This window comes from Chryseobacterium sp. GVT01B, assembly GCF_019970045.1.
In the GTDB taxonomy this organism is placed as follows: Bacteria; Bacteroidota; Bacteroidia; order Flavobacteriales; family Weeksellaceae; genus Chryseobacterium.
The window spans coordinates 247,147-258,721 of record NZ_JAHXYI010000008.1 but is presented as its reverse complement, the minus strand read 5'-3'; the positions used below and the strand labels follow the sequence as shown (position 1 = coordinate 258,721).

Below are 11,575 nucleotides of genomic sequence, written 5' to 3'. Positions count from 1 at the left end.
CGCTTTTCAACGTAGCAATCTTCTCTGTCAGTGTCGCTCCGTATTTGCGAGTGCAAAAGTAAAACTTTATTTCTTAATGACCAAATGTTTTGAAAGAAAATTTTAAAGTTTTTTAAGTAACCTTAATCTCTTTCTTAACCTCAATCACCCTACTCCTGCGCTCCCTTTATTTGGGACTGCAAAGATACAAACTCTTTTTTAACCCGCAACTTTTTTTATTAAAAATTTTCAAGTTTTTTCGTCCGTCTCTTTTTGAAGTATCTTAATGTTTCTAGCTTATCTAAAAGCTCTTCTGCGCTACTGTCTTACTCTCGTTTTTCAGTGGGGCAAAGATAGAAACTTATACTACACCCTGCAACTTTATTTAACATAAATTTTACCGTTTCGTAATATTAATCCCTAAACAACTGAAACAAAGGAAGAAAAATTTTAAACAATTTTCCTCAGTATTAATCTATATAAAGTAAAATCACTAATAATGCCGTTACAGCCTACTCCTTAAGGATTGTTTTCTTTGTAAATTGCGCTCAAAAATTCGGCATAAGACTTTTCCAGACCAATAATATCGCCGGATTTAAGATTCAAACCACCTACTCCTGAGTTATCCGGCTTTACTTTTAAAGAGGAAACCTGAAAATATAGGTTATCATCATTCGCTTTTGGCTGAACTTTGATAGTAGAACCTAAAAGTTTCTTGGTAGAAATTGTATAGATTTCTCCTGGAACAACTTTTAATTTTAAAAATGATCTTGGAGAGATGGTATAGTCTTTACGATTGATGCTAATTTTCTGATCTTTTTCAGAGGAAGCAAATATGTACATCTCGCCATGCTGTGTTGCTAACTTTTCTTTAGGTGTATAATATAAAGCAATCTTATAATTGGCAGCATTGAATGACTGAGCTGTCCCATCTACATTTTCGAAAGGTTTTAATTCAAAAGTATTAGCACCGATTTCTTTTGCTTTTTTATAGACTAAGGAAAATATAAGTGCATCATCTTTTGAAAAACCCTGAACTTCTACTTCTCCTAAATAAACGGCATCTGCAGCGGCAGCTTCTTTTTTATAAAAGAATTTATCCTGATTATCATTTGTTTTTTCAACCTTAGTCAGATAAACATTTTGTGCATTCCACAGCTGGATACACAATACTGAAAAGATGATTACAATATTCTTCATATATATATTATTGTTGTGAAAGTGTATCAACACATTCTTCAAGACTGTTTTCCCAATGTTTGGGCTCTATTTTGTAAGTTTCTTCTATTTTATCTAAAGACATTGTACTTCTTACAGGTCTTTTGGCAGGTGTTGGATACTGTTCGGTTGTTAATGGATTCAATTTTATTGAAGATTTTGAAAATTCAGCAATTTTTTTGGCAAATTCAAACCATGTAGTCTCCGGATAGTTTGAGAAGTGGAAAACTCCGTAGGTTTTATGGTGAGCTTCGATAATGTCCATGATAGCTTCTGCCAGATCATTTGCATTGGTTGGCTGCCCAAACTGATCAGCAACTATTCCCAATTCTTTTTTCTGAGAGAACAGGTTCAGCATTGTTTTCACAAAATTCTTATTGAACTCTGAGTATAGCCATGAGGTTCTCAGAATAATTGTTTTAGGATTAATTTCCAGAGCAAGCTCTTCTCCTTTTCTTTTTGATTCTCCATATACTCCTATTGGATTGGTAAAATCGTCTTCGGAGTATGGAAGGTTTGTGGTTCCATCAAAAACGTAGTCTGTAGAAACATGAATCAGGATAGTTTTATAATCTGCACACGCCTGGGCAAGATGAGCTACACCGTCGGCATTTACTGCAAAAGCTTTTTCTTTTTCTGTTTCAGCCAGGTCTACCGCTGTGTATGCTGAAGCATTGATGCAGTAATCAGGTTTGTTATCATAAAAGAAGTCATTTACCTGGTCTTCATTGGTAACATCAAGAGTGGATGAGTCTGTAAATAAGAATTCATATTGATGTTCAAAGTCCGGAGCTATTTTTCTAATGCAGTTTCCTAATTGTCCGTTGCTTCCTATTACTGCTATTTTTTTCATTTATATATTATTAATTTTTAAGTTGGAATTTTCAATAAGAGTTGCTGATTAAGAATTTTTAGCATTTTGACTTCTTAAAAACTTCACTCTTGACTGGAAGTCTTTCTGGATCAAATCTACATAAAACTTATCGAAAATTTCTTTGACATCTTCAGGATGAACTTCAGATTTTCTTGTTTTGACATTGAAATAAATAACAGTTACCCAGAGTACGGCATGAATTGTTTTTTCATCTAAACTTTTCATCAGGATTTCCACTTTTGCAGTTCTATCCTGTACATCGATGGTTTTGCTGCTGATTACGACCTGGGTGTTATATCTTACTTCTTTTAAATATGCTATTTCATTTTGAATGGCAATCCAGGTACAGCCGGTTTTCTTGGTATATTCTTCGTATGTAAATCCATAAAATGTTTCTACATGATCTTCTCTGGCATTGAACATATAATCAAGATATTTTACATTATTCAAATGTCCGATCGGATCGCAGTCACTAAACCTGACTTTTACCGTAGTTGATACTTCTTTTTCCATTCCGCAAAAATAAAAAAACCACCTCTAAAAGAGGTGGTTAGTTTTATAAATCTTTGTTAATTTGCTGAAATTATTGAATTCCTAATTCTTTCTTTACAGCTGCAGTAGCATCTGCTCCTGCCTTATAAAGGAATGCTGGTGAGTTTGCATCCATAATGTAGTCATATCCACTAGCTTTAGCTACTTTCTCTACTGCATCATTCAGTTTTTTCTCAACCGGTCCGAAAGCTACGTCTTGCTTAGCTTGTAGATCTTTTTGAGCTTTGTCCTGCATTTGCTGGATTTCTTCAGCTAATTTTTTCATTTCAGCTTCTCTTGCTGCGTTTTCATCAGCTGTTTTTTTCGGAGCTTCTGTCTGATATTGCTGATATTTAGTTTGAGCTGCGTCTGCTTTTTTCTTAATCTCAGCCTGTTTTGTATCTAAGAATGTTTTAAGATCAGCATCTGCTTTCTTTTTCTCCGGCATAGCGTTAAGAACTCCCATTACATCTAAAGTAGCAATTTTTTGAGCTTTTGCCATACCTACAGATACAACCATCATTACTGCTGCAAATAATACACTTAATTTTTTCATAATTGGTAAATAAATAATTTAATTTGTTTTTAGATTTTAAAATATAGCAAAAGTTAATTTTTTAAACTTATTTTTTGCCTTTGCTATTTGTTTTTTCTTTCTTATCTGTTCCTTTCAGCAAAACAGACAATACTTTCTCGGTGTAATCATATTTAGACTGAAGGAAGATAACACTAATGTTATTGCTTTTATCAAGAACTATGCCCAAGCCATTTTTTTCGGACATTGTTTTGATAGCTCCCCAGATCTGATCCTGAAAAGGCAAAACAAGGTTTGTTCTCAGTTTTGTAATCTCACCGTTAGCTCCAAAACGTAAGCTAGTAGTTGTTTTAATATTTTTATCAAGGTCTACAACTTCTTTTTCTCTCAGTTTAAGCTGGTCTCCTATCAATAATACTTTTTCACTTTCGAAAGCAGCTTTTTTTCTTTCATATTCAGATTGAAGATTTTGAAGTTCTGACTCCCAGGTATCGATCTGAGAATTCAGTCTTGCTTCAGCTTCTTTATACTGAGGTAATTTATTTAAAATTTCATTAGTATCCACCACTCCGATTTTCTGGGCATTGCTGAATCCAAAAAGCAAAAGTAATGCGAATGTAAAAGTTATTTTAAAGTGCTTCATATTTGTAATTATAATGTTTGGTTCATCAAGAAGTGGTTACGCCATCCTGATTTATCACCTGACAATGTCTTATCAAGACCAAGTGCAAAGTCAAATCCGATTAATCCAAATGCTCCCATATATACTCTTACACCAATTCCGACTGACCTTTTCAATTGGAATGGACTGTAAGAACTCCATGAGTTCCATACGTTCCCTCCTTCAGCAAATGTCAATGCATAGATTTTTGCAGTCTGGCTCATTGAAATCGGGTATCTTAATTCTAAAGTAAATCTGTTATAGATTGTACCACCACCTGTCTGGGTAATATCATCTGCCTGACCTCCTTCTGTACTGGCATTTTCATATCCTCTTAAAGGAATCAATTCTCTACCGTCATATCTACCTCCGAAAAGTCCTGTACCTCCCATATAGAATCTTTCAAATGGCGGAGCTCCCAATTTACTGTTATATCCGTCCATGAATCCCATTTCTGCAGAAGATCTTAAGACTAGCTTTCCAATGATTTCATTGTATACATCTGCCTTGAATTTAATCTTATAGAATTCCATCCACTTATATTTGTCAATAGCTGACATTGTGGAGTAGTCTTTCTTTTTAAACAATGAGTATGGAGGTGTCAGTTTTGCTGAAAGCTCAATATTGGATCCCATTGTCGGGAAGATTGGGTCGATACCTGCCGAGTTTCTGCTCAACCCTAAGTTGATACTGAAGTTATTGGCTGTACCATTATTTTCTGTTGTATTTCCAAACTGGAAAGGATAGTTATTGAAGTCATACTTCTGGAACTGTAATCCTGTATAAAGTGAGAAATAATCATCCGGCCAGTTCAATAGTCTGTTCAAACCTGCTGAAGCGGAGAAAATATTCAATTTCTGAGCAGCTCCGTATTGGTCTGTATATCTCACTCTGGAGTTGTTCAAACTTACAGAAAGGGCTGTTGCTCTTGTACCAAATAACCAAGGTTCTGTGAATGATACTCCATAGTTCTGGAAGTACTGTCCTGCCTGAACCTGAATTGAGAAGGTTTGCCCGTCTCCCTGAGGTACCGGTTTGAAATCTTTAAACTTAAGGAAGTTCTTTAATGAGAAGTTATTAAAAGTTAATCCTAAAGTACCGATGAAGCTGTTACCACCGTAACCCGCCTGCAACTGTACCTGAGAAGAACCTTTCTCTACGAGTTTCCAGTTAATATCCACGGTATTATCTACCTGATTTGGCTGAATATCCTGTCCGATCTGCTGAGGGTCAAAGAATGACATCCCTGCAAGATCGAAATATGTTCTTTTAATTTCTGTTTTCTTGAATAGCTCTCCCGGTTTTGTTCTCAGTGCTCTAAGAATTACGTGGTCATGGGTTGTAGTATTCCCCTGCCATGTTACTTTATTCCAGGTAGCCTGTTCTCCTTCATTAATTCTAACTTCAAGATTTACAGCATCTCCTGATACTGATTTTTCAACAGGTGTAACATTGGAGAAAAGGTAACCATTGTTCATGTAAACAGATTTGATATCTGAGTCATCTTCTTTACCACCGTCTTCTCCTACTTTTTTGTTGAATCCTACAGCATCGTAGATATCTCCTTTCTTGTATCCTAATAATCTTTGTAAGTATTCTGTAGCGTAAACCGTATTACCTGTGAACGTAACGTCCCCGATGTAATATTTTTTACCCTCGTTAAGTTTTACATTGATTTCGTAGTTATTTCTTTTGTTTCTCCAAACTGAATCGGAAACGATTTTTGCGTCTCTATATCCCAGAGAGTTATAATAACTGATAAGACTTTGTTTATCTTCCTGATATTTATCTTCAATGAATTTTGAGGATTTCAAAATACCACCGATACCGAAACGTTTTTGTTTTGTTTCTTTGAAAGCTTTGTTTCTAAGCTTACTATCGGTTACATTTTCGTTTCCTTCAAATTCAATATGATCAATCTTAATTCTTTTTCCCTTTTCTACATTGATGGTCCAGTCTACTAAAGCAGGGTCTCCTGCGTTTACTTTATCCTGGATGCTGATTTTGGCATCTGCAAAACCTTTTTTAATATAATCTTTAGGGACATTTGTTTTAAGACTAGAAACTAAGTTTTGAGTAATCTTAGTTCCTGGCTTAAGGTTGTTATCCTTTGCCAGTTTTTCACTTTTAGATTTACCAATTCCTTTTCCTGCAAATTTCACTTCTCCAAGTTCTTTCAGATCCTGTAAGTGAAATTTCAGAACGATTGTCTGTCCTTCAATGCTTTGAACATAAACTTCCACTTCAGAAAAAGATTGGGTATCCCAAAGTTTTTTAACAGCATTACTGATTTTCTGTCCTGGAATGTCTACGCTTTCTCCCTTGGTAAGACCTGTAAATCTTAAGATCTGAGCTGGTGTATATTTTTTTACCCCATCTACAACGATGTCTTTAAGTGTATAAGTGCCTGCCTCATTTTCTGCGTGAACAGCATTATTTACTTTTGTGCTGTCTTGTGGAGTTACTTGTCCATAAAAATGTGCAGAAGCAGCAAACATAATGATGGGTAATAGTCTAAACTTCATTTTATCGAGTCTTTCTTTTCTTAAAATTTTATTGGCCTTTTACTTGCTCACCGGTTAAACCGTATCTTCTTTCTTTGTTTTGATAATCAACAATACATTGAAAGAAAATATCTTTGGTAAAATCCGGCCACAGAACATTTAAAAACTGCAGTTCTGCATAAGCGATCTGCCAAAGCAGGAAATTACTTATTCTTATTTCACCGCTGGTTCTGATCAGTAAATCTACAGGAGGAAAATCTTTTGTATAAAGATAGCTTTCAAATAAATTTTCGTTAATATTTTCTATCTCTACTTTTCCTTCTTTTACATCAGAACTTATATTTTTAACGGCCTCCAATATTTCATTTTGAGAGCCATAGCTTATAGCCAATACAAGGTTTCCTTTTGTGTTTTCTTTTGTGAGTTCTACCACACGCTCCAACTGCTCTTTTACTAAAACAGGCAGTTTTTCCAGGTTCCCTATCACGTGCATTCTCAATCCTTTGCTGAAGATTTCTTCTGCCTCAAGCAGTAAGGTCTCTACCAACAGGTTCATAAGAGTATTCACTTCTTCAGTAGGACGACTCCAATTTTCTGAAGAGAATGTATAAAGTGTTAGGTAAGGGATATTAATCTCATTACAGGCATTAATAGCATTTCTTACTGCATTAATGGCATTTTTGTGACCGAAAGTTCTTTCTTCGCCACGAGATTTTGCCCATCTTCCATTACCATCCATAATGATGGCTACGTGTTTTGGTAAATTCTCAGAATTTATTTTATCTTTAATCAACGACATATTATTCACAATAACATGGAGGTCTTCCGAACGAATACGTAAGTCCTAAACTGAAAGTATTCATCCAGTCCTTCGATCTACTATCTCCAATATTTCTCTTTTTAATAAACTCTGCTTCTCTTTCCTTAGAAACTGCATAATAATTTCCTGACTGCAATAATGAACCTCCTGTTGCCGGGTCCAAAATATCTGTATTAAAAGAAGTTTTTACATCTTTGTCAAGGATCTTACTATGATCCAACTGATCTGTCAATGTATATCTGAACGTAGCTTCTGCAAAAATTGCCCAGGAATGGTTGAATTTATACTTCAAACCTACTCCAAAAGGAATATGCATTGTTACTTTTTTCCCTAATGAATAGTCTGTTTTCGTAGTGAAATCCAATTCATTGATTGGAGCCTGCGCCACACCATCCGCATCTCTTCTGAAATCATTCATAAGAGTAGCTTTAGGAGCATCAAACATCAAAGCACCAACACCTCCGAAGATATAAGGGCTTAGCATGCTGATCTGCTCATTATTTACCGGGAAAAAGTTATATTCAAACATTAAACTCGCCTCATACACATTGTTTTTTCCGTATGAGTTTCTATTTCTTCTATAATCTTCTTTCGCAGCTTTATCACTAAACTGAACCTGGTTGTATCCTAAATCCAATCTAACGGTCTGATGCGGGTTAAAATTAAATCTATATAACAAACCTCCATAAAATGGGATGCCCCAATCTGACACTCTGTTTAAATCCAACGGCTTCTGTAAAATATAATTTGTCCTTCCTACATCTCCCACTAGGTTACTCATACCTAGACGAACTCCCAATTCGTTTCTTTGTGCTTTAACACTTACCACTCCAAGGAAGGCAAGGAAGCTAAACAATAATTTTTTATTCATAAAAGAATATGGATTTATGGTTATTTTAAAATTTAATTTTTGCAAATATAAAACATTTTTATATTAATGATAATCTTAATGTTTAGTTAAAAATAAACAAAAAAACATAATTTGTTATAAAGTAAACGGCAAAGTGGCAAAAATATTCTTTTTTTCATAGAATGAAAATACATTAAATATGAAAAAACCCCCATTAAATGAGGGTTTAATGCTTTATTTTTTATTAAATAATACCTGTACTTTATTTCTGATCCTAATCAATAATGGCTCTTTATAATTTTTATCTTCATCAAAATATCCGTAACCATAGCCATATCCGTAGCCATAACCGTAACCCTGTTTCGTATTATAATCATTATAAACAAGTCCCAAATTATCAATTTCATCATTCTGATACTTTTCCGTAATCATTTTCAGCATGTACTTTTCTGTGTATTCATGACGCACAACATAAATATTGGCATCAGAATGTTTCATCAGCTCGTACGAATCCGCTACTAATCCTACCGGTGGTGAATCTATAATAATGAAATCATATTTTTCTTTAAGCTCTTCTATAAATTTGATATTTCTCTGGCTCATTAAAAGCTCAGAAGGGTTTGGTGGGATTGGCCCTGAAGTGGCAACATCAAGATTTGGAATTTTTGTTTTGTTGACAATCTGATCAATTCCTACCTCTCCGGTCAGATAATTGGAAATACCATATTTATTATCAATCTTGAAGTCACCGAAGATTTTTGGTTTCCTAAGATCCATTCCCAATAAGATGGTTTTTTTATCACTTAATCCTATTACTGATGCCAGATTAATGGAAATATAAGTCTTCCCTTCTCCTCCGATGGATGATGTGATTAGTATGACCTTACCTTTTTGGTCCTCATTATCCATCAAAAATCTCATATTAGCTCTTATTCCCCTGAAAGCTTCTGATACAGATGATTTTGGCTGTTCCAGAACGGTAAGCATATTTTCATTGTTGTTATTTCCGATAACCCCAAGAAGTGGAATTTTTGTAGCACTTAAAAGTTCTTTGATATTTCTGATCTTGTTGTCAAACACCTGACCGACAAGGATAAATAACAGTGGAAGCAATAACATTCCTGAAATAATAGCTGTTTTTGCCAATTTCACATTAGGTCCAATTGGTCTTTGACCTAAATTTTTAGCCGGGTCAATAACCGTTATATCAGACTGATTGGTAGCCATTCTCATTTGAGTATCACTTTGTCTGCCCAAAAGACTGTTATAAGTAGCTTCAATCATATTATAACCCCTCTCTGCATCCAGATATCTCCTTTCTTTTTCAGGATAAGTCGCTAAATCAGAATTGGCTCCAGCCATTTCACGATCTATTTTATTGATTTCTTCATAATATCTGTTATAATAGTTTCTCAAGCTATTGGACGACCCCATTCTTGCTTCATCAATAAGCCTGTTGATTTCTCTCATTGGTTCTGATGACGGCTTATAAATAGTAGCCATTTCTGCTTTTTTGGTGTATAAAGCTTTAAGTTCGGAAACCGTTGCTGAGAAAACACCATCTTCAAAACCTGCCGCATTAGTTCCGATCATTTTATCGAAATTCTGAGACTGAAGTGTGTTCTTGATATTGTTCAAAGAACTTATTTTACTGATAATATCAGCTTTTTTAGCTTCCAGTTCTTTTATTTTTTCAAGAGATTTTTCGTCTCTGTCTTTAATATTATAAAGTTTTTCAGAAGTCTTTAAATAATTGAGCACATTTGCGCTTGAATCAAGTTTTTTACGGATGTTCGCAAGGTTGTCTTTTAAGAAAATATCTGTATTCTTATTAACAATGTTTTTATCAGCAAGTCTCTTTTTCTGTAGCTCTGCAACGGATTTATTCAGGAAATTAACTGTACTATTAAGGTTATATCCTGTTTTAGTAATAATCATAATAGACCTGATTTCTTTATCAAAGTCTACTCCTGTGGTAGAAACAATTTCATTTACACTCTGGTTGACAGAGTTCAGGTTAATGATAATATTATCCAGCTTAATTTTGGTAGGAACAGGGTTTTGAAGCAGTCTGAATCTCAGGTTAGGAGAAGTATACCATTCATTAATTTTAATGGTTTTATCCGCCGGTCTTCCATAAGAGTTAATATCCTGGAATCCTTCTACTTCATAGTTATATAAGTTCGTAGACTCTCCTTCTTCAGGTAAAACGACTTCATAAGAACCATTTCCTTTTGGTATCAGCGTAATAGGATAATTAATCTGCTGAAGGTGCTTTTTATCGATCTGAAGAAAAACGGGTGAGTCATCTTTGTCCAGATAAGTAGATTTTATAAGACCTTTGGTAGAATAGTTCACAAAAAGATCTAATTCTTTCACCAAAAATTCGTTGTGAGATCTGGATAAAAGCATTTTTTTCAAATAAAGCCCGTCCTGATTTCCTGTATCTCCCCAGATAAAGTTAATAGACTGGTTAGATTGAGTTGGCAGAAATTCGGAAGCTTTACTTGAGGTACTTAATGATAAGTCTGATGCAAAAATATTTTGTGCATAATATTTACTGTACACCCATGCCATGGCATATCCAATGATAAACATCAATACAAACCAGTACCAGTTTTTAAGAATCCTTCTTAAAAAGTGTTCTAAATCAAATAATGCAAATGTCCCGGATTTATCTTTCTGAGAATTATTCTTCTCTGCAGTGTTTACTCTTTCTGGAATCATGGCTAAAGATTTTTAAGGAGTAAATAGATAGATAATGCAGTAGTAATTACAGAAACTCCTGTAGTCAAAGTCTGGATAGGATCTTTTCCGAATCCATTCAAGCTTTTCGCTCTTGTATTCAGATAGATTTCATCTCCGTTCTGCACATAATAATAAGGAGAGTTCATAAGGTCTTCACGGGTAAGATCTATTTTGGCAATTTTGATTCCTTCCGGAAGTTTTCTGTGGATAACAACTTCTTTTTTATCAATAGTTCTGTTCAATCCACCATTAATGGCCAATGCCTCAGTAATGGTAAGGGTATTTTTGTGGGCTACTTTTTCGCCTGAAAGTCCTGTAGTTTCCACGTCACCAAGAATGTAATAGGTAATACCATCTGTATTCAGTCTTACTTCAGATTTACCTTCCTGGAAATTTTCATTTACTTTATCCTGTATTTCTTTTGTAATATCATCAAGAGTTCTTCCTTCCGCTTTTATATATCCGATTCCGAATACATTGATATCACCATTAGAGTCAACCTTGAGTCCGTTAAAATAAAAGTTCATATTTCCGCCTCTGTTTCCACCAATTGTGGCTCCTACAGCTCCTCCGCCTGACATTGCGGAACTTGTTGCACCTCCGCCTGAAACTCCGCCTGAAACATTGTAAGAGGAATAAAACTGTGCGGCATCACCTTTGGGAGTTGTTACGATATTAAGATTAAGGATGTCATTTTTGGTAATCCTGTACACGGGAATATTGTACGGGATAAGACCTTCTTCGTTAATGACAAGGCTTTCGCTTGGTTGCAAGTACCTCACATCTTTTGTTGTGATACATGAGGTAACTAAAAAAGGGAATATTAAAAATAAATACTTAAAATTCTTCATCATA

At 34.8% G+C, this 11,575-nt stretch carries 10 protein-coding genes; all 10 read right to left on the bottom strand.

What is annotated here, in order from left to right; translation table 11 throughout:
• Positions 1–498: 498 nt before the first annotated feature.
• The 10 genes from LC457_RS20240 to LC457_RS20195 all read right to left on the bottom strand — a co-directional run bounded on the left by LC457_RS20240 (position 499) and on the right by LC457_RS20195 (position 11,571).
• Positions 499–1,179, bottom strand: coding sequence for a hypothetical protein (locus LC457_RS20240; RefSeq protein ID WP_223601458.1), 681 nt, complete (start codon positions 1,177–1,179; stop codon positions 499–501).
• 7 nt (positions 1,180–1,186) lie between these two features.
• Positions 1,187–2,050, bottom strand: coding sequence for a dTDP-4-dehydrorhamnose reductase (rfbD, locus tag LC457_RS20235; protein WP_223601457.1), 864 nt, complete (start codon positions 2,048–2,050; stop codon positions 1,187–1,189).
• A 48-nt stretch (positions 2,051–2,098) separates the two neighbouring features.
• Positions 2,099–2,584, bottom strand: coding sequence for a thioesterase family protein (locus LC457_RS20230; RefSeq protein ID WP_047377420.1), 486 nt, complete (start codon positions 2,582–2,584; stop codon positions 2,099–2,101).
• Between the two features lie 70 nt (positions 2,585–2,654).
• The gene (locus tag LC457_RS20225; protein WP_223601456.1) at positions 2,655–3,158 is read right to left on the bottom strand and encodes an OmpH family outer membrane protein; all 504 of its coding nucleotides are present in this window, start codon (positions 3,156–3,158) and stop codon (positions 2,655–2,657) included.
• A gap of 67 nt (positions 3,159–3,225) precedes the next feature.
• Positions 3,226–3,780, bottom strand: a complete 555-nt coding sequence (locus tag LC457_RS20220; RefSeq protein ID WP_047424847.1) for an OmpH family outer membrane protein — start codon at positions 3,778–3,780, stop codon at positions 3,226–3,228.
• Between the two features lie 8 nt (positions 3,781–3,788).
• On the bottom strand, positions 3,789–6,323 hold the full coding sequence (gene bamA, locus LC457_RS20215; protein ID WP_223601455.1) for an outer membrane protein assembly factor BamA: 2,535 nt from the start codon (positions 6,321–6,323) through the stop codon (positions 3,789–3,791).
• Between the two features lie 28 nt (positions 6,324–6,351).
• Positions 6,352–7,101: an isoprenyl transferase gene (locus tag LC457_RS20210; RefSeq protein ID WP_047424845.1), complete on the bottom strand. Its 750-nt coding sequence runs from the start codon at positions 7,099–7,101 to the stop codon at positions 6,352–6,354.
• 1 nt (position 7,102) lies between these two features.
• Complete coding sequence (locus LC457_RS20205; RefSeq protein WP_223601454.1) at positions 7,103–7,993, bottom strand: DUF6089 family protein; 891 nt, start codon at positions 7,991–7,993, stop codon at positions 7,103–7,105.
• Positions 7,994–8,206: 213 nt separating this feature from the next.
• Positions 8,207–10,699, bottom strand: a complete 2,493-nt coding sequence (locus tag LC457_RS20200; RefSeq protein ID WP_223601453.1) for an exopolysaccharide transport family protein — start codon at positions 10,697–10,699, stop codon at positions 8,207–8,209.
• Positions 10,700–10,701: 2 nt separating this feature from the next.
• The gene (locus tag LC457_RS20195) at positions 10,702–11,571 is read right to left on the bottom strand and encodes a polysaccharide biosynthesis/export family protein (protein WP_374200570.1); all 870 of its coding nucleotides are present in this window, start codon (positions 11,569–11,571) and stop codon (positions 10,702–10,704) included.
• Positions 11,572–11,575 lie beyond the last annotated feature (4 nt).

Coding starts and splice junctions, on each gene's coding strand:
- LC457_RS20240 (WP_223601458.1), bottom strand. CDS start 1,179: ATGAAGAATATTGTAATCATCTTTTCAGTATTGTGTATCCAGCTGTGG.
- LC457_RS20200 (WP_223601453.1), bottom strand. CDS start 10,699: ATGATTCCAGAAAGAGTAAACACTGCAGAGAAGAATAATTCTCAGAAA.
- rfbD (WP_223601457.1), bottom strand. CDS start 2,050: ATGAAAAAAATAGCAGTAATAGGAAGCAACGGACAATTAGGAAACTGC.
- bamA (WP_223601455.1), bottom strand. CDS start 6,323: ATGAAGTTTAGACTATTACCCATCATTATGTTTGCTGCTTCTGCACAT.
- LC457_RS20210 (WP_047424845.1), bottom strand. CDS start 7,101: ATGTCGTTGATTAAAGATAAAATAAATTCTGAGAATTTACCAAAACAC.
- LC457_RS20220 (WP_047424847.1), bottom strand. CDS start 3,780: ATGAAGCACTTTAAAATAACTTTTACATTCGCATTACTTTTGCTTTTT.
- LC457_RS20225 (WP_223601456.1), bottom strand. CDS start 3,158: ATGAAAAAATTAAGTGTATTATTTGCAGCAGTAATGATGGTTGTATCT.
- LC457_RS20195 (WP_374200570.1), bottom strand. CDS start 11,571: ATGAAGAATTTTAAGTATTTATTTTTAATATTCCCTTTTTTAGTTACC.
- LC457_RS20205 (WP_223601454.1), bottom strand. CDS start 7,993: ATGAATAAAAAATTATTGTTTAGCTTCCTTGCCTTCCTTGGAGTGGTA.
- LC457_RS20230 (WP_047377420.1), bottom strand. CDS start 2,584: ATGGAAAAAGAAGTATCAACTACGGTAAAAGTCAGGTTTAGTGACTGC.